The sequence below is a fragment of the Piscinibacter sp. PDB5-1 genome (assembly GCF_056676035.1).
Window position 1 is genome coordinate 1184056 of sequence record NZ_JBWVZL010000002.1, and the last position, 17844, is coordinate 1201899.

20 protein-coding genes are annotated in these 17844 nt (G+C 68.8%); 9 read left to right on the forward strand and 11 right to left on the reverse strand.

Annotation, left to right across the window (positions count from 1 at the left end; genetic code table 11):
• Position 1: 1 nt before the first annotated feature.
• The gene (locus AC1KAT_RS12745; protein ID WP_480326415.1) at positions 2-1222 is read right to left on the reverse strand and encodes an MFS transporter; all 1221 of its coding nucleotides are present in this window, start codon (positions 1220-1222) and stop codon (positions 2-4) included.
• 174 nt (positions 1223-1396) lie between these two features.
• Here AC1KAT_RS12745 and AC1KAT_RS12750 point away from each other — a divergent pair, with 174 nt between their 5' ends.
• The 7 genes from AC1KAT_RS12750 to AC1KAT_RS12780 all read left to right on the forward strand — a co-directional run bounded on the left by AC1KAT_RS12750 (position 1397) and on the right by AC1KAT_RS12780 (position 7014).
• Complete coding sequence (locus tag AC1KAT_RS12750) at positions 1397-1696, forward strand: hypothetical protein (protein WP_480326416.1); 300 nt, start codon at positions 1397-1399, stop codon at positions 1694-1696.
• An 80-nt stretch (positions 1697-1776) separates the two neighbouring features.
• Positions 1777-2337: a DUF1003 domain-containing protein gene (locus AC1KAT_RS12755; protein ID WP_480326418.1), complete on the forward strand. Its 561-nt coding sequence runs from the start codon at positions 1777-1779 to the stop codon at positions 2335-2337.
• Between the two features lie 253 nt (positions 2338-2590).
• Positions 2591-3037 (forward strand): hypothetical protein, encoded by a 447-nt coding sequence (locus tag AC1KAT_RS12760; RefSeq protein WP_480326420.1) that lies wholly within the window; start codon positions 2591-2593, stop codon positions 3035-3037.
• 179 nt (positions 3038-3216) lie between these two features.
• Entirely contained in the window at positions 3217-4518 is a 1302-nt protein-coding gene (locus tag AC1KAT_RS12765) for a glycosyltransferase (protein ID WP_480326422.1), read from the forward strand.
• 115 nt (positions 4519-4633) lie between these two features.
• On the forward strand, positions 4634-5362 hold the full coding sequence (locus tag AC1KAT_RS12770; RefSeq protein WP_480326424.1) for a D-glycero-alpha-D-manno-heptose-1,7-bisphosphate 7-phosphatase: 729 nt from the start codon (positions 4634-4636) through the stop codon (positions 5360-5362).
• Positions 5359-6564 (forward strand): glycosyltransferase family 9 protein, encoded by a 1206-nt coding sequence (locus AC1KAT_RS12775; protein ID WP_480326426.1) that lies wholly within the window; start codon positions 5359-5361, stop codon positions 6562-6564. The genes AC1KAT_RS12770 and AC1KAT_RS12775 overlap by 4 nt, the downstream gene beginning before the upstream one ends.
• A gap of 96 nt (positions 6565-6660) precedes the next feature.
• Positions 6661-7014: a hypothetical protein gene (locus AC1KAT_RS12780; RefSeq protein ID WP_480326428.1), complete on the forward strand. Its 354-nt coding sequence runs from the start codon at positions 6661-6663 to the stop codon at positions 7012-7014.
• Between the two features lie 25 nt (positions 7015-7039).
• Here the strand turns inward: AC1KAT_RS12780 and AC1KAT_RS12785 are convergent, their stop codons facing one another.
• The 6 genes from AC1KAT_RS12785 to AC1KAT_RS12810 all read right to left on the reverse strand — a co-directional run bounded on the left by AC1KAT_RS12785 (position 7040) and on the right by AC1KAT_RS12810 (position 11245).
• A complete protein-coding gene (locus AC1KAT_RS12785; protein ID WP_480326430.1) occupies positions 7040-7216 on the reverse strand; it encodes a hypothetical protein in 177 nt (58 codons plus the stop codon).
• A gap of 120 nt (positions 7217-7336) precedes the next feature.
• The gene (locus AC1KAT_RS12790; protein WP_480326432.1) at positions 7337-9019 is read right to left on the reverse strand and encodes an MFS transporter; all 1683 of its coding nucleotides are present in this window, start codon (positions 9017-9019) and stop codon (positions 7337-7339) included.
• Between the two features lie 122 nt (positions 9020-9141).
• Positions 9142-9588: a hypothetical protein gene (locus AC1KAT_RS12795; RefSeq protein ID WP_480326434.1), complete on the reverse strand. Its 447-nt coding sequence runs from the start codon at positions 9586-9588 to the stop codon at positions 9142-9144.
• A gap of 35 nt (positions 9589-9623) precedes the next feature.
• Positions 9624-9836 (reverse strand): DUF1289 domain-containing protein, encoded by a 213-nt coding sequence (locus tag AC1KAT_RS12800; protein ID WP_480326436.1) that lies wholly within the window; start codon positions 9834-9836, stop codon positions 9624-9626.
• Positions 9837-9839: 3 nt separating this feature from the next.
• Positions 9840-10334, reverse strand: coding sequence for a YbaK/EbsC family protein (locus tag AC1KAT_RS12805; RefSeq protein ID WP_480326438.1), 495 nt, complete (start codon positions 10332-10334; stop codon positions 9840-9842).
• Positions 10331-11245, reverse strand: a complete 915-nt coding sequence (locus AC1KAT_RS12810; protein WP_480326440.1) for a hydroxymethylglutaryl-CoA lyase — start codon at positions 11243-11245, stop codon at positions 10331-10333. The genes AC1KAT_RS12805 and AC1KAT_RS12810 overlap by 4 nt, the downstream gene beginning before the upstream one ends.
• A gap of 93 nt (positions 11246-11338) precedes the next feature.
• Here AC1KAT_RS12810 and AC1KAT_RS12815 point away from each other — a divergent pair, with 93 nt between their 5' ends.
• Entirely contained in the window at positions 11339-11812 is a 474-nt protein-coding gene (locus AC1KAT_RS12815; RefSeq protein WP_480326442.1) for a hypothetical protein, read from the forward strand.
• 90 nt (positions 11813-11902) lie between these two features.
• Here the strand turns inward: AC1KAT_RS12815 and AC1KAT_RS12820 are convergent, their stop codons facing one another.
• Positions 11903-13897, reverse strand: a complete 1995-nt coding sequence (locus AC1KAT_RS12820) for an acetyl/propionyl/methylcrotonyl-CoA carboxylase subunit alpha (RefSeq protein ID WP_480326444.1) — start codon at positions 13895-13897, stop codon at positions 11903-11905.
• 89 nt (positions 13898-13986) lie between these two features.
• Between AC1KAT_RS12820 and AC1KAT_RS12825 the strand changes: the two genes are divergently transcribed.
• Positions 13987-14649, forward strand: a complete 663-nt coding sequence (locus AC1KAT_RS12825; RefSeq protein WP_480326446.1) for a CBS domain-containing protein — start codon at positions 13987-13989, stop codon at positions 14647-14649.
• A gap of 21 nt (positions 14650-14670) precedes the next feature.
• On the opposite strand, the gene AC1KAT_RS12830 is transcribed toward AC1KAT_RS12825, so the two are convergent.
• The 3 genes from AC1KAT_RS12830 to AC1KAT_RS12840 all read right to left on the reverse strand — a co-directional run bounded on the left by AC1KAT_RS12830 (position 14671) and on the right by AC1KAT_RS12840 (position 17832).
• Entirely contained in the window at positions 14671-16089 is a 1419-nt protein-coding gene (locus tag AC1KAT_RS12830; RefSeq protein WP_480326448.1) for a DUF2867 domain-containing protein, read from the reverse strand.
• A 159-nt stretch (positions 16090-16248) separates the two neighbouring features.
• Complete coding sequence (locus tag AC1KAT_RS12835) at positions 16249-17007, reverse strand: DUF695 domain-containing protein (RefSeq protein ID WP_480326450.1); 759 nt, start codon at positions 17005-17007, stop codon at positions 16249-16251.
• A 39-nt stretch (positions 17008-17046) separates the two neighbouring features.
• Positions 17047-17832 carry an enoyl-CoA hydratase/isomerase family protein gene (locus AC1KAT_RS12840; protein ID WP_480326452.1) on the reverse strand — a complete coding sequence of 262 codons (786 nt, stop codon included), beginning with the start codon at positions 17830-17832 and terminating at the stop codon, positions 17047-17049.
• Between the last annotated feature and the right edge of the window lie 12 nt (positions 17833-17844).

Here is a 17844-nt window from a genome sequence, read left to right on the forward strand (position 1 = left end):
CTCAGGCGGCGGCCGGTGCCTCGTGCACCGTGCCGCCGCGCCGCTTCCAGAGCACCGCCAGCAGCACCGCGCCGGCCAGCCAGCCAAGCACCGGCGCCCAGACCAGCCAGGGCGAGGCCTCGGGCGTCTTCGCCCAGCCGCTGGCCAGGGCGGCCATGCGCGCCAGCGCGGCCAGCGCCAGCACCGACGACACCGCCCCGCTGAACCAGCCCTCGCGGCCGGTGTGCCCGAGCGCCAGCGCCGACACGAAGGCGCCGACCAGCACCCCGCCCCAGGCCGCCCCCGCGACGAGTTGCATCGACACCAGGCCCGCGAGCGTGGGCATGACCTGTGCACTGAGCGCAGCCCCGGCCGCGACCGCGCCGCAGGCCGTCATCACCCTCACCCCGCCAAAGCGCTTGGCGGCCCAGCCGGCCGGCCACATTGCGAGGTTGAAGCCAATCCAGAACACCGGCAGCAGCCAGGGCAGGTCGGTTTGCGTGGCCTGGCGCAGGTAGAGCGGCCCGCTGTTGAGGAACACGTGCACCTGGAAGGCCCCGGCGGCCAGCACGGCCGCCACGACGAAGCCGCTGGCCGGCAGGCGCAGCGGTCGCGAGGCGACGCTTGCCTCTGGCGTTGATGAGGAGCCGGGCGCGGCGCGCAGCAAGGCGCGTTCGGCCGCCACGATGCCCAGCGTCGCGAACGCGAGCGACAGGCTCGACGCCACAAAAGGCACGCGCGGGTCGATGCTGGCGAGCACCATGCCCAGGTAGGGCGCACACGCTGCCGCCACGCCCAGCCCGAGCATCGACCAGGCCACCAGAGCCGCCTGTGTCGGCCTGGCCGCATGCCGGCCGACCAGCGTGAGCGGCGGCGCACGCAGCACCGACGAGGTCACCGACCACAGCACCGTCACCGCGACGAAAAGCGCCACCGAGCCCCGCGGGGCCACGAAGGGCAGAAGCAGGAAGGCCGCGCACGACACCAGCGTCACACCGAGGATCGCCGGCCCGAGGCGCCGCAGTTGGCGCGTGGCGCGGTCGGCCGCGACCCCCATGGCGAAATCGACCATGACGAAGATCAACTGGTCGAGCATCAAGAGCCAGATCACCGCCGTGGCCGGCAACCCGGCCTGCGCCGCCAGCTGGGGCAGGTAGATCACGTAGATCACCCAGGTCAGCGCGAAGAAAAACTGCACGCCGGCAAGAAAAAGCGCCACGCGGCGCGGAACGGTCGAGGGCATGGCAGGCGTGTTCGAGTCAGAAGATGCACACAGCATAGGGCGCGGGCTGCGCGCCGGCCGGGCCCGAGAGGCGCGAACTTTCCCGCATCTGAGGCCCAGCCGGCGGGCCGCGCCCTCAGGTCCGCCGGCCAACGGTCGAAAAGGCAGGAACACCTGCTGACCCGAGATAGCCCCATGAAAGCCCCACGCCCCCCCACCGTTCAAAACCTGTGCGACCGGGACTTGGTGGCCGCGTCGGAAACGCTGTCGAAGATGGCCTTCACGGCCCGAGCGGTGGACGGACTGAGCGCCCCCACGCGCGCCAGCTTCGAAAGCTGGCACTGGGCCGAGCTGGTGGTGCTGGCCGCGGCCAACGGCATTGCGCTCGACCTGATGCGCAACGAGTCGCTGGTGCACGGCGAGCTGTGCCGGCGCGCGCAGCGCGTGCTGCAGCGCTACCGCCTCGCGTCGTCGGCTGGTCCGCGCTCGAACTGAAGTTCTGTCCCCCGCCGACAGCCCGATGCGGCGTGCTCTGACAGCCCGTTGCACGCGGGCTGTTCACACTGCGGCGGGTCATGAAGACCGCCTCGATCGCCCCGAACCACGCGACGCCTGCCTCGCAGGCCTACCGCAACGCGCGTTCGGTCGAAGAGCTGACCGAACGCAACGTGCGCGCCATTGCCGCGCTCGAAGACGAAGCCCAGGCGCAGCGCAGCACGGCCGCGAAGATCGTCGGCCGTGTCACCGCCTTTTGCGGAACCATCGAATTCGCCGCGCTGCACGTGCTGCTGTTCGGCGGGTGGATCGCGCTCAACAGCTGGCCGGGGCTGCGCCCGCTCGACCCGTTTCCCTTCACGTTTCTGACGCTGATGGTGTCGCTGGAGGCGATCTTCCTGTCCACCTTCATCCTCATCACGCAGAACGAGGAAGCGCGCCTGACCGACCGGCGCAACGCGCTCGACCTGCAAATCAACCTGCTGACCGAGCAAGAGAACACGAAGATGCTGCACATCCTGGAACGCATTGCCGAACGGGTGGGCGCCGACGTGAGCGACGACCCGACGATCGCCGTGCTCGAACAGGCCACGCGACCGCAGGTGCTCGCCGAACAGATCGACCGCGTGACGCAGCGATGACGGCGCGGTGTTGCCGCCACGCATCGCCGGCAGCGGCGCGCGACGCGCGCGCCGGGCGTTGTTCACGGCCACCCCCCTCGAATGAATGCAACAAAACCCTGCTGCGCGTCGAACTTCACGAGCCGCGCTAGGGTCCGTTCCCACGGCACGCGCACGGCGGGCAATGATCTCGTCACGATGAGAGACGAGGCTTCTTCCTACATGCGCTGCCCCACCACGTCTTTAGGCTGGTCACCTCGGGAGGCTTGTCGCCATGAATGAGCTGAACCACACCCTGCAGAACATGGGCGGCCTGCAGCTGCTGCTGGCCCTGCTGTTTCTCGGCAGCTACGCGATGCTGCTGGGCGGCTTCCTCGATGGCCGCGCGCAAGGCGTGGCCGCGCTGGTGGCCGCGGCCTCGGCGAGCGTTTTCGTGGTGCGCACCGACCCGTGGGCCCACGGCGTGCTGCTGGTGGTCTTCGTGGTGGTGGGCATGGGCCTGTTCATCGCGATGGCGTGGCTGGTGACGCGCTTGGCGGGGCGTGCGACCGGCATCGAGGCCCACTCTGAACTGCTCGCTGGCTACCCGACCCAGTGGCTGGTCGAAGACGAAGCCGCACTGCAGGCGGAAATGCAGTCCGACCGTGTCGAGCCCTTGCCGCTGGCGGCCGGCCCCTCGCTCGCCCACCTCACCTCGCAACCGGCCGCGCCCGGCGGCTGAACGCCCCTCTCGCGCGCCCGCCATCGTCGGAGCGGCGGCGGCAGGGCTTGCGGCAATTCCTACGATTGAACCGGCAATGACCGCGCAGGCGGTGGGGTTGCATGCCCCTCGCGGCATGCAGGGCCCGGCGGGCACAGCGATTGCCCCTGTTCGCGCAAGTCTCTTTGCCGCGAGCCCCCATGCCCGACCACCTTCGCATTGCGCTCATCAGCGAGCACGCCTCGCCCCTCGCCAGCCTGCGCGGTGCGGACGCGGACGGCCAGGCCGTCTACGTGGCGCAGGTCGCTCGCCAGCTTGCACAGGCCGGCCACCAGGTGGACGTGATCACGCGCCGCGACCACCGCGCCCTGCAGCCGGTGGTGGACGTGTGCCCCCAGCTGCGGGTGATCCATGTCGATGCCGGACCGGCCGAAGCCATGCCCAGGACGCAATTGCTGCAGCACCTGCCGGCCTTCACCCGGGCCACCGAACGGCTGCTGCGCCACAGCGTGCGCTACGACGTCGCGCATGCGAACTTCTTCATGTCGGGCATGGTGGCGCAGCGGCTGCAGCGGGTGCTGTCGCTGCCCTTCGTGATGACGTTTCATGGGCTCGGTCTGGTGCGTCGCCAACACCCCCAGGCGACCGATGCCTTCCCGCCCGCGCGGGTCGAGATCGAACGGGCGCTCGTGCGCAGCGCCGATGCGCTGATCGCGGTGTGTCCGCAGGACCGCGACGACCTGATGAAGCTGTATGGCGCGCGCCCGAGCAAGCTGCTGACCGTGGCCGGTGGCTGCGACCTGGAGGACTTCCACCCCATGAGTCGCCTGCTCGCGCGCCAGCAGCTCGGGCTGGCGGCAGATGAATTCATCGTCCTGCAGCGCGGGGGGCTGGCGCCGCAACAGGGCATCGACACCGTGGTGCAGGCACTGGCACGTTTGCCCGCGCACGTGCCGACACGCCTGGTCGTGGTGGGCAACGAGGCCAACGCGTCGGCGTCGAGCGAAGGCGCTCGCCTGGAGCAGATCGCACACACGAGCGGCCTGACCCGCCGCATCCGCTGGGTCCATGCGAGCCGCCGCGACGAGCTGCGTCGCTGCCATGCGGCCGCCGACGTGTGCGTCGCCACCCCCTCATACGCGCCCTTGGGCCTCGTCGCGCTCGAAGCCATGGCCTGCGGCACCCCGGTGATCGCCAGCGCGGTGGATGGCCTGCGGCACGCGGTGGACGATGGGGTCACCGGCTTCCTGGTGCCGCCCGACGATCTGCAGGCCCTCGCGCAACGACTGGCCACCCTGCACGCAAACCCCTTTCTCGCCGAGTCGATGGGCCGCGCCGGCTTGCGCCGTGTGCGTTCGACGTTCACGTGGGCCCACGTGGCCGGTGAACTGGCGCAGGTGTACCGCGCGGTGCACCGGCGCAGCGCCTTCGAGCCCGCGCCGGCACCGGTGCGGCCCGGCCTGCGCCTGGTGCAGGGCGGCCTGTCGGCGCTCGCTCTGTGACGCGGCCGTGCCCGAGACCATGAAGCGTTTGTGTTTTGACGACGCCGGCCCGCATCGAGGCCGCGTCTTTCGGAGGAAGGAGGACGTGATGCACCCCGCACCCTTGAGCCGGCGAATGAATGACGCCGGTCCCGTCGCACCCCGCGCGCGCGCCGTCTTCATCGACCAGGACGGCACCCTGGTCGAGCACCCACCCCACAACGTGGACCCCGCCAAGCTGCGCTTCACACCGCACGCCGTCGAGGGCCTCGCGCTGCTCGCCCAGGCGGGCTACCGCCTGATCGTTGTCACCAACCAGCCCGGGCTGGCGCTCGGGCAGTTCGACCGCGCGGCGCTCAAGCAGCTGCACGCCGCGCTCGCAGCGCAATTGAAGGCGCAAGGCGTGCAGGTGGACGACTTCTTCGCCTGCCCGCATGCGCCGTCCAGCTCGCTGGGCGGCGTGCCCCGCTGCCTGTGCCGCAAACCGGCGCCCGGCCTGCTGCACCAGGCCGCGGGCACGCACCGCATCGACTTGGCCGACAGCTGGGCGGTGGGCGACCTGCTCGACGACGTCGAAGCCGGTCGGCGTGCCGGCTGCCGCACCACGCTGCTCGATGTGGGCAACGAAACCGCCTGGCGCCTTTCGCCGCTGCGCACGCCCCACCTGCGCGCGGGCAACCTGCTCGACGCCGCGCAGCAGATCCTCGCCCACGATCACCAGCGCGCACTGGCACGCGACCACGCCGTGCCAGCGCCCACCCCACCTCGCCGGCCCTGGGTCGAGCGCACCCGCCAAGCCGCCCAGGCCCTGGCGGCGCGCTGGAACCTGCACGCCGGCCCAGCTTCAGCGGAGTTCATGCAATGAGCCACCTGTCCCCCACCATCGGCCCCGGTCCCCGGGTGCAGCCGCTCGGGCTCGCCGTGCCGGGCCCGCGTGCGCGCGCCTGGCAAGAGGCGCGCAACATCCTCGCGGTGCGGCTCGACAAGCTCGGCGACGTGGTGATGACCTCGCCCGCCTTCACCGCCATCAAGCAGGCTGCGCCGCACGCACGCCTGACCTTGCTGGCCTCGAAGTCGGGCGCCGCGGCACTCGCGCACATCCCGGCGCTCGACGATGCCATCGTCTACGACGCCCCCTGGCGCCATGGCACGCCAGGCCAGGCGCGCAGCGCGCATGTGGACCGCCGGCTCATCGCGCAACTTGCCAAAGGCGAGTTCGACGCCGCGGTGATCTTCACCGCGTGCACGCAAAGCGCGCTGCCCGCAGCCATGCTGTGCCACATGGCGGGCATTCCGCTGCGGCTCGCACACAGCCGCGAGAACCCGCACGATCTGCTGACCGACTGGGTGCCCGACCTCGACGAATGCCAGAGCGGCATGCGACACGAGGTGAAGCGCCAGCTCGACCTGGTGCGTTCGGTCGGCTTTCATGCGCGCGACGAGCGCTTGCAGTTCAAGCACCGCGTGAGCGATGCGCTCGGCATGCGCCGCAAGTTCGAGCAGGCCGGCGGCGACCTGCGCACGCCCTACATCGTGCTGCACCCGGGCGCGACGGCGGCCTCGCGGCGCTACCCGGCCGAGCGCTTCGCGGAAGCGGCCGACGCGCTGGCCGAATCCACCGGCTGCCAGATCGTCTTCACCGGCGGACGCGACGAAGAACAGATGGTGCGCAGCGCGCAGACCGGCATGCGCCACCCCGGCATGTCGCTCGCGGGGCAGTTGACCCTGGGTGAACTGGCGGCCCTGATCGCCGGTGCGCAAGTGCTGGTGTGCAACAACGGCGGCCCGGCCCACATCGCCGCCGCCCAGGGCACGCCGGTGGTCGTGCTGTATGCCTTGACCACACCGCAACACACGCCGTGGAAAGTCAGCGCCCGCGTGCTGAACCATGACGTGCCGTGCCGGCACTGCATCACGGGCCGTTGCCCCGAGGCCCACCCGGCATGCCTCGAGCGCGTCGAGCCGCAAGCTGTCGCACAGGCGGCGCTCGACCTGATGCGGGTGCCCCCCGGGGTGGCCATGGCAGGCCCGCCGCGCATTGCCATGCAGGCGCTGTCGTTGGCTTGAGGGGACCGTCGCGCGTCGTGCCGCGGTAGCGGTGGACGCGGCGCAAGGCACACGCCTTGCCCCATCGGCAAGACCTTCACCTGATGGGAGCCTCCCATGACCACGAAAGACGCGCGCAAGACCAAGCACGAAGCCGAACGCCTGGAAAACAAGGCGAGCACGCCGGCAGAGAAAGTGCCGACCTACCAGGAGCTGCTTGACGAGGCCTTGGACCAGACCTTTCCGGCCAGCGACCCGATCTCACCGACGGCGGCCATGCACGCCGAAAAGCAGATCAAGACCGACAAGGATGCGAAGGATTGGACGCTGCGCCCCGGCGCCGACCCGACGCGCAACTGCGGTGGCGCCGATCACGTGCCCTGCGAGGACGAGGCGGTGACGTCCACGACATCGAAGCCGACCTCTGCGGCCACGCCGGGCAAGAAGCGCAAGGCAGCGCCCGCACTCTGAACGCTCGGGAAGGCGCCCGCCCCGCTCACTGCGCCGAGGCGGCTGCGCTGGCGGGGCTGGCGGCGGTAGGCGAGGAGGCCGGTGCGGCATCGTGCGTCTCGATGCCGTGCTTTTCGCCGCTGAGGTCGATGTCGCCCCCTTGGCTCAACACGAACAAGGCCAGCGCGGCGAAGGCGACGAAGGCCAGAGCGATCTTCCACATGGCAACTCTCCAATCCAGAACTCGAAGAACAAAAAGAACGGGGCCGTGCATCACGCGCCGGCCCCGGGAACCGGGCCCCGCGAGGGGACCCGAAGTCGCAGGTTCACGCCACGGGCGTCATCAGTCTTCGGCGTAGATGTCCACGTCCTTCGTTTCCTTCACGAAGAGCAGGCCCACCACGAAGGTGACGAGCGCGACGATGATCGGGTACCACAGGCCGTTGTAGATGTTGCCGGTCTGCGCCACGATGGCGAAGGCCGTGGTCGGCAGCAGACCGCCGAACCAGCCGTTGCCGATGTGGTACGGCAAGCTCATCGAGGTGTAGCGGATGCGCGTCGGGAACATCTCGACCAGCGCCGCGGCAATCGGCCCGTAGACCATGGTCACGAAGATGACCAGCAGCGTGAGGATGGCAACCATCATCAGCTTGTTCATCTTCGCCGGGTCGGCCTTGGGCGGGTAGCCGGCTTCCTTGGTCGCTGCAGCCACGTCTTTCTTGAACTGTGCGAGCTTGGCCTTGCTGTCGGCGTCGAACGACTGCCGGTCGGGGGTCAGCGTGCCGTTGAAGGCGACCAGTTCCTTGCCTGCGAGCTTGATGCTGGCCACGGTGCCGGCAGGTGCCTCTTCGACGTCGTAGTTGACGGCCGCTTGCGCCAGGGTGCGCTTGGCGATGTCGCACGAGCTGCGGAAGTCGATCTCACGGGCGATCGGGCTGCCCTGGAACGAGCACTGTGCCGGGTCCACACGCACCACCACGGGCGAGGTTTCCTGGGCCTTGGCGAGGTCGGGGTTGGCCGCGACCGTCAGCGCCTTGAAGAGCGGAAAGTACGCCAGCGCGGCGATCAGGCAGCCCGCCAGGATGATCGGCTTGCGACCGATCTTGTCGGACAGCGAACCGAACACGATGAAGAACGGCGTGCCGATCAGCAGCGCGATCGCGATCAGGATGTTGGCCGTGGCCGCATCGACCTTCAGCGCCTGCGTCAGGAAGAACAGCGCATAGAACTGGCCCGTGTACCAAACCACGGCCTGGCCCGCCGTCAGGCCGACCAGCGCGAGGATCACGATCTTCAGGTTCTTCCACTCGCCGAACGATTCGCTCAGCGGGGCCTTCGAGGTCTTGCCTTCTTCCTTCATGCGCTTGAAGGCGGGCGACTCGTTCATGCTCAGGCGAATCCACACCGAGATGCCCAGCAGCAGGATGGACACGAGGAACGGGATGCGCCAGCCCCAATCGACGAACTTCTCTTCACCCATCCACGTGCGGGTGCCGAGGATGACCATCAGCGACAGGAACAGGCCCAGCGTCGCGGTGGTCTGGATCCAGGCCGTGTAGGCGCCGCGTTTGCCGTGCGGGGCGTGCTCGGCCACGTAGGTGGCAGCACCGCCGTACTCACCGCCGAGCGCCAGGCCCTGCAGCAGGCGCAGCACGATCAGGATGACCGGTGCGGCGATGCCGATGGTGGCGTACGAGGGCAGCACCCCGACGATGAAGGTCGACAGACCCATGATCAGGATCGTCACGAGGAAGGTGTACTTGCGGCCGATCATGTCGCCCAGGCGGCCGAACACCAGCGCGCCGAAGGGCCGCACGATGAAGCCGGCCGCGAACGCAAGCAGCGCGAAGATGAAGGCCGAGCCGGCCTCCAGCCCCGAGAAGAACTGCTTGGCGATGATCGCCGCCAGCGAGCCGTAGAGGTAGAAGTCGTACCACTCGAACACGGTGCCGAGGCTGGAGGCGAAGATGACCTTCTTCTCCTCGCCGGTCATGGGCCGGTCTTCGTGATGGATCGCAGTTGCCATTGCAGTCTCCGGTTGATCGATGCCCCGCCGACGGCAAGGGCGGGCGCATCTTCTTTGGAGGCTCTGACGTGAAACTGACGCAAACCGCCCGCCCGCAACGATCGGCCAACTTCCTAGGGTTTTTATGTAGGTCGCAGCGTATCGACAGCGGCCTTCAAGCCATCGAGCCCCAGCCACCATTGCATGTGCACTTGCAGCATGACGCCGTGCTTGGCGAGGTCATGGCCTGAGGCGATCACTTCATGCCGCGCCGCAGCAAGAGCTTGCAACACACCCGGGTCGTCGGGCTGGCGGCGCTGCATCGGCGGCACATGGTCGAGGGCACGGCCTTCGACCTCGCGCAGCAGCAGTTCGCACGGCCATCGCCCCGGGCTCAAGCCTTCGCGTGCGCAGGCCCACGCATGCCGCAACGCGGCCTCGCCATCGCGCAACGCATCGGGCTGCGCGCTCGCCTGCACCGGCAGGTGGTCGCAGGCGATGGACAGGCCTTGCGTCAGTTCGGGCAGGGCATCGAAGGCCACGCGCGCATCGGCATGGGTGCAGTCGAAGAAGAAGCGCAGGTGGTGCATGGCGGGCGGGCTCGGCGTTCAGGATGTTGGTGGCTTCAAGGCTGCATCGGCGACGTGGGGGGCGTGTCACGTGCCACCTGCCGCGCCGGCAACAAGGCCCACACGCGGCGCTTCTGTTCGTCGCTCATCGTGGACCACGCCGCGATCTCATCGAGCGTGCGCTGACAGCCTTCGCACCAGCCGGTGGCGGCGTCGATGCGGCAGACCTTGTTGCAAGGCGAAGGCACGGGCGATGCGTCAGGCGTCACGGCTCACTCTTGCGCCACGTCGAGCACCGACGCCTGCGTGAGCACGGCGAGCTGGTCGGGCGTCATGCGAAAGACGCCGTTCGGATGACCGGCCGCCGCCCAGATTTCATCGAAGCGCCACAGGCTGCGGTCGAGCAGCGTGACCGAGGCCTGCAGGTGCGCCAACGGGGCCACGCCGCCGATCGAGAAGCCAGTGCGCGTCTTCACGAACTCGGCATCGGCGCGGCGCAAGGGGCCGGTGACGGCGGCCACCTTGTGCTCGTCCACGCGCCGGTCGCCGGCGGCGACGACCAGCACGGCCACGTCGTCGCGCTGGCGGCGAAAGACCACGCTCTTGGCGATCTGCCCCACGTCCACGCCCAGGTGATCGGCGGCTTCTTGCGAGGTGCGCACGGCGGCGCTCAACCAGTGCGGCGCGTGCGGGTGGCCGCGCTCGGCCAGTGCTTGCGCCACACGGCGAAAGCCTTCGGGGCGCTCGTCGGCGTTCGCTTCGCTCATGCCGCGGCCTGCGTGCGCTTCGTGAGCAAGGCCCGCCCCGCGCGCGAGGCCGAAGGCCGGCCCAGCACGCCGCCGATGTAGGCCGCAGCATCGAGCAGTCGCGCCATGTCGATGCCCGTGGCGATGCCCATGCCGTCGAGCATGAAGAGCACGTCTTCGGTGGCGACGTTGCCGGTCGCCCCCTTGGCGTAGGGACAACCGCCCAGGCCGGCGATGCTGGTGTCGAAGGTCGCGACGCCCAGTTGCAGGCACGCGAAGATGTTGGCCAGCGCCTGGCCGTAGGTGTCGTGGAAATGCCCGCTCACCTCATGCAGCGGGTAGTGCTTGAGCGCCCGCTCCATCGCGCGCTGCACCTGGAGCGGCGTGCCGACGCCGATGGTGTCGGCCACGCCGCAGTGGTCCACGCCGATGGCGTGCATCAGGCGCACGACGCGCTCGACCTCGTCGGCACTCACCTCGCCCTGGTAGGGGCAACCCAGCGCGCACGAAATGGCACCACGCACCTTGATGCCGTTTGCATGCGCGGCCTCGACCACCGGTCGAAAGCGCTCGATGCTCTCGTCGATGCTGCAGTTGATGTTGCGCTGGCTGAAGGCCTCGCTCGCGGCGGCGAACACCACCACCTCGTCGGGGCGCGTGGGCAGGGCCGACTCCAGGCCGCGCAGGTTGGGCGTGAGCACCGAGTAGCGCACCCCGGGCCGGCGCCCGATGCCGGACATCACCTGTGCGTTGTCGGCCATCTGCGGCACCCACTTGGGGCTGACAAAGCTCGTGGCCTCGATTTCACGCAGGCCCGCGTCTTGCAAAAGACGCACGAGTTCGATCTTGTGTTCGGTGCCGACCGGCTGCGCCTCGTTTTGCAGGCCGTCGCGCGGGCCGACCTCGACGAGCGTCACTTGGGTGGGGAGCATGGTCTTCCTCATGGGGGCAGCCGCGACCCCCCTCCTGGGGGTGGTGACGCGGCAGACGGGTGATGAAGATACCCGAACCGTTTGGAGGCCGCCGTGTCACTCAACCCCACCCACCTGCAGATTGCCGCCCGCATGCAAACGCTCATCGAGGCGTGGCTCGACGAGCCCTTCGACATCGAGCGCATGCTGGCCGATCCGGACGAGTGCCGCGAGGTGCTGTTCGTGTGTCAAGCCTCCAACCAGCCCGAGCTGGTGCAATTGGCCCAGCAGTTCGTGAACGCGGGCCGGCCCATGCCACCCTTGCCGTCGCGTCCCGCGCCGGCCAAAGCGGCGCCGCGGGCGCGCAGCGACAAAGCCTCGCGCGCCGCAGCCGAGCCCCCGCAAGACACCGCCTGGTCGCGTGACACCTCGGGCTTCGGCGTCACCGATGTGCCCTTCCACGACGTGGCACCCGGCCGCGAACCCGGCACACGGCGCCCGAAAGCGGCCGATGCCAGCGACCGAGCCGGCTGGTTTCAGCGCCCCAAGTGGCTGCGCCGCGAGCGCAGCGCTTTGAACGACGCCTGAGCTTCGCGCACTGACGCCGACACGCGGGCGAAAGCTTCACCGGCCTCACCGACCGATCGCTTCACCCGCCGCGCACCACCACCCGGCCTCTCACCCCGCCGTCACACGCAGCAGTTCGCTGCCCTCGCTGACCGCATCGCCCGCCGCATAGAGCAGCGTTTGCACGGTGCCGTCGTACGGGGCGTGCAGCGTGTGCTCCATCTTCATCGCCTCCATCACCGCCACGGCCTGGCCGCGTTTGACCGGCTGGCCCGCTTGCACCAGAAAGGCGATCACCTTGCCCGGCATCGGGGCCGTCAGGCCGCCAGCGGTGGCGTTCGCACCGCCTTGCGGCCAAGCGTCGAGGCGCCGTAGGCTGGCCTGGCCGGCGTCTGCGAAGACGGTGACCCGATCCCCCTGCGCGTAGACCGATGCGGTGAAGCGGTGGCCGCCAAGCGCCAGCTCATGGCGGCCGTGGCCCAGGGCGCGCACGGCCAACGGCGTCGGCGTGCCGCCCATGGCCATCAGCAAGGGGCCGCCGGGTGAGCGTTCGAGTTGCAACGAGAGGGTCTGGCCGGCGTGTTCGATGTCGAAATGTCGGCGCGCCATGCCGTGCACGCGCCAGCCATCGCGGCGCGACCATGGGTCGGCGCCCTGCGTCTGCGCCTCGTCGGCCAGCACGTGCGCGATCAGCGCGGGCACGGATTGTTCGGCGGGCAGCGGCGGCGCGTTGAAAACAGACTCGCGCTCGCGTTCGATCAAGGCCGTGTCGAGGTCGGCCTCGCGGAACGAGCGGCTGGCCGCCGTGCGGCGCAAGAAGGCCACGTTCGTGTGCAGCCCCAGGATGTGCGTCTCGGCGAGTGCCGCATCGAGCCGCGCCAGCGCCTGCGCCCGCGTGTCGCCCCAGACCACGAGCTTGGCGATCATCGAGTCGTAGTGCGGTGTGATGGCATCGCCCTCGCGCACGCCGGCGTCGAGCCGCACCGCGCCGCGCGTGAATGCGGCCGCCTCGGGCGTGCGAAAGACCTGCAGCGTGCCGGTCGCCGGCAAGAACTGCTTGTCGGGGTTTTCAGCGCACAGGCGCGCCTCGATGGCATGGCCGTGGATCGCCAATTCGGACTGCTGCAGGGGCAAGGCTTCGCCCGCGGCGATGCGCAACTGCCACTCGACGAGATCGAGCCCGGTGATGGCCTCGGTGACCGGGTGCTCGACCTGCAGCCGCGTGTTCATCTCCATGAAATAGAAGCGCAAATCGCCATCGTCGGTGGGCTCGGCGATGAACTCGACCGTGCCCGCGCCCACGTAGCCCACCGCCCGCGCGGCGGCCAGTGCGGCCTCGCCCATCGACTGGCGGCGCGCTTCGCTCAGGCCGGGGGCCGGGGCCTCTTCGAGCACTTTCTGGTGGCGACGCTGCACCGAACAATCGCGCTCGAACAGGTGCACCAGGCCGCCGTGCGCATCGCCGAACACCTGCACTTCGATGTGGCGCGGCCGTGTGACGTAGCGCTCAATCAGCACCGCGTCGTCGCCGAAGGCATTCATCGCCTCGCGCTTGCAGGCCGCCAGTGCGTTGGGGAATTCCGCCGGCGCATTCACGATGCGCATGCCCTTGCCGCCCCCGCCCGCGCTGGCCTTGATGAGCACCGGGTAGCCGATGTCGTCGGCCGCGCGCTGCAGCACGGCCGGGTCCTGGTCGGCCTCGTGGTAGCCGGGCACGAGCGGCACGCCGGCCTGCGCCATCAGGCGTTTCGATTCGGCCTTCAGCCCCATCGCGCGGATGGCCGCCGGTGGCGGGCCGATGAACACCAGCCCGGCGTCGAGGCAGGCCTGAGCGAAGTCTTCGTTCTCGCTCAGAAAGCCGTAGCCGGGGTGGATGGCCTGCGCGCCCGTGGCCCGGGCGGCTTCGATGATCGCGTCGCCGCGCAGGTAGCTTTCGCGCGGCGCGGCGGGGCCGATGCGCACGGCCTCGTCGCACATCGCCACATGCCGGGCGCCGGCATCGGCGTCCGAGTAGACGGCCACGGTGCGCACGCCCAGCCGGCGGGCCGTGGCTGCCACGCGGCAGGCGATCTCGCCGCGGTTCGCAATCAGGATCTTCTGGAACAAACAAGTCTCCTTGTCGAGGACCGTTGGGCGGCCAGGGTGGCGCGGCCGGGCCGCATGATCGTAGACTGACCCGAGCCTGGGGAAGAACGATGTTCAACATCTACAGCGTGACGGGCCGCGAGTTCGCCGGCACCCTTGAACAGCTGCGGCAAGCGACCGCCCCGCTGGGGGCCGTGGCCGCCGTTCGGCGCGCACCGCCGGTGGCCGCGGGCCAGGACGCAACACCGACCGTGCTGACCGAGGGCCCGCTGTCGGGCTCGCCCCCGGGGCTGGCTGCGCTGGCAGCCTATGGGGCGGTGTCGCAAGAGCACGAGCGGCACCCGCTCACCCGTGTGGCCGATGTGATGCGCCAGCCCGCGCACACGCTCTCGGCGCGCCTGAGCGTGCGCGAGGCGTGGCACACCTTGATGCGCCACGGCATCGGTCAGGCCCCGGTGGTGGACGACAGCGGCACGTTGATCGGTCTGGCCGGCCGCGCCGAACTCCTGCCCGCCGGCTTCCTGGAAGGCCCCGCCATCGACCCCGTCCGCTGGCGGGCCTTGCTCGAGCAGCCCGTGGCGCAGGTGATGTGGTCACCCATCGTCAGCGCAGAACCCACGACCGACCTGCGCCGCCTGGCGGCCTTGTTGCTCGACACCGGCCTGCCCGGCGTGCCCGTCACCGACAACGCCGGCCATGTGCTCGGCTTCGTGTCGCGCAGCGACCTGCTGCGGGCCATCACCCACGACCCGCCGCTGGATGTTTGGAGTTGAAAGCCTGGCCGGAGTGAGCCTTCAGACGGACCTTTTGACAGCGTCGAAGGCGTATTCGAGCATCGTCGGCGCGATGTAGCGTCGGTGCGGTGCTGAGATAACGGTCATGTAGAAGCGTCCGAACGGGTTCTTGCAGGCCACGCGGTTGGACAGCGAAAACTCGACGTGATCGTCGTCCACAAACTCCACTGCGACGCAGGAGCGGAACACCAGATGTTTGTCGTCTGCTCCTAGGATGACCTGTGCGGCTCGCGGTGTGACGGCCTGACGCAGTACAGGGAAGCGACCCGCGAACACGCCGTGCGTTGGTTCGCCCAGCAGAGACGATACCGGGCAGCCCAGGGGGGAGGTTCGCAGTTTGAGCGGACGAACCAGAAGGTTGCGAAGCGACATCAATCGCGCGACACCCGTGGGGCGGTTGGCCAAAAATCCGTCGAGAAATGCAGCCAACAGCGACTCGGCGGAAGCAGCGCGCAAGCGTCCCAACGAAGCGGCCTGCACAGTCAGCGTGAATCGATCCTCATGATGGACGCGGCGGCCCGTCAGCTCGGCTCGCAGAAGCGAGTGCGCGGGCAGCCCCTGCTGTTCGTAGACCCGTGCAGGACGAACCTCACTGACGTAGCCCGCGCGTTGTCGGCGCTGAGCCCAACTGCCGCAGATGTGCCCCAGAACAGAGCGGTACTGCTTGCAAGCCAACTCCAGCAGGCTGCCGGGCTTGTCGCCTAGAGAAAGCGCGGTTGTGGGCACGCTCTCACGGTTCACGGGTTCGCTGCGCAGCAAATTGACCACGGCATCTGGCAGCAGTTGGGTGAGAGAGGGGATGTCCCCACGGTCGGACAGCACTTGCTGACGCAACTCGTCGCTCAATTGGCCACCCAACTCGTTGGTGTGGCAAGACAAAGCAAAGAAGGCCGGATGACCGGAGCCTTCATCGAGGGGCGCGAACTGATGCCAAGTCTCACCCGAGAAGCGAACAGTGAACAAACAATCAGGCGGAATGTTCACGTAGCGCAGTGCGCGCACGAAGCTGCCGGGGTCGGCCTTCAGTTCGTCCGGTGTGGCTGAGGAAAAGCGCAACTGCGCGCCGCCACTGCCCGACACAGCGGTAAAGATCCGATGCCCTTCATGGCGGTGAAACGGATGGCCGCGGTGACCCACCCCAAACGAATACAGCGCCGTGGCGTCACCCTTGGCGAAGTCGGTACCACCCAGCTTGGCCGAGGGCTCATCCAGTGCATCGACAAACTCGTTGTGCTCGCTTTGGCGGGCAAGCACGTCATAAAAGAGCCTGTTGCCGCTGCCATGGGTGAGCCGGGCCACCAGGCACACCTCCACCGGCACACCGCCAGCCCGGCCTGGGAGAGAAACGAAAGGAAAGGTGCTGGTTTGCCGCGTGAATCGACGTGCGAACGACGCCGACTGAGCCAAGGTGGAATTCATCGCGTAGGCCTGTAGGGCAGAACGACCATTTTGAGGTCCCGGTCAAGCGCCGGTCAACGCGAGCGATCACTCGCGCGCGTGATCTGTCGACAACTTGGTATGACGCGGCTTTGCACGCGCGTGCAGGCGCGTGCAGGCGCGTGCAGGCGCGTGCGAGCTTCAGGCAGGCAGGGTCGGCGGTGTGGCCTCACCCAGCACCGGCGCACCCCAGCCGTCGTAGTCGCCCCCGTGCTCCTTTGCAAGCTCGACCAATGGAAAGACGATGTTGTCGATGTCGGCGAAGCTGGGTACGTCGTCTCGCGAGATTTCAAGCACGACGCCTCCTGTGCCGGCGTCGGGGTGTTCGGCGTCGAGCTGAAATCCCATGCCCAGGGCCGCAGTCAAGAAGGTTTGCGCGTCGGTGGAATTGGCAAAGCGTATGCAGTGATCGACCTTGCGCGCTTGCGTCAGCGAGTCACCATGCCTTTCAAGCGAAATGCACACGCGACGGTTGGCGATGCTGTGGTGGTCGAACTCACCCGGAGCCAAGAAGTCGAAGTAGGTCTTCCACTCGGGGTCGGCACGTTCGTTGATGTCGAATTCATACCCGTCAAAGCCCTTCATGCACGCGGCCACGCGTTCGTCCCAATTGTTGGCTTCGCTCGCGCGGTAGAAGTAGAAGTCTCGCCAACCGTTGGTGGTGCAGCGGCCGACATAGGTCGATTGTTCGCCGCTAAGCGCCGCTGTGAGCTGGTCTTCGATGGCGCACAAGGTGTCGAACTCTTCTCTGCTGGACAAGCCATCGTTGCGTGGAGCCTTCATGCGCACGCCCAAACAAGCCATGATGGGCAGTGTGGGCACAGGCGCCAGAGCGGCTACGCCCAAGTCGACGAACGTCGAGGCAGGCTGATCGTCCACGCGAAGGTAATAGAAGTCCAATCGTCGGTCATTGGCTTGGTGCCTGTGGTCAATGTGAGATCAGACGCGCCAACCCGGCGGGCGCTTGTCGAGAAAGGCCTGCACGCCTTCGCGGCCCTCGTCGCTGGCGCGGATGTCAGCGATGCGCCGGGCGCTGTCGTCGCGCAGCGCGGCGTCGAGGGGCCGGTCGGCGAAGTCTTGCACCAGGCGCTTGCAGGCCCGCACGGCCTGCGGGCCATTGGCGACGATGGCCTGCACCAGCGATTGCACGGTGGCGTCGAGCGCCTCGGCTTTGCAGACCTCGTGCACGAAGCCGAGCCGCTGCGCGGTGGCCGCGTCGAAGCGCTCGGCGGTCACGAAGTAGCGCCGCGCCGCCGCCTCACCCAGCGCGCGGATGACATATGGACCGACCGTGCCCGGCAACAGGCCGAGCCTGGCCTCGCTGAGGCAAAAGCCGGCGGCATCGGCCGCGACCACGACGTCGCACACCGCCGCCAGGCCCACGCCACCGCCGAAGCAATCGCCCTGCACGCGCGCGATCACCGGCACCGGGCATTGGTGGATGGTCCACAGCATGTCGGCCAGCCGCTTCGCGTCGGCGTGGTTCTCGCCCCAGGTGTAGCCGGCCATGCGCCGCATCCAGGCCAGGTCGGCCCCGGCGCAGAAGGCCTTGCCGTGGGCGGCGAGCACGATGACACGCAGCGTGTCGTCGGCCGCGAGGGTGTGAAAAGCGTGCGTGATCTCGGCAATCACGGTCTCGTTGAACGCGTTGCGAACATCGGGGCGGTTGAGCCACACCTCCGCCACATGGGGCGACGGGCGGCGGAGGTCGAGGGTGGTGCTCATGGCGGTCTCGTG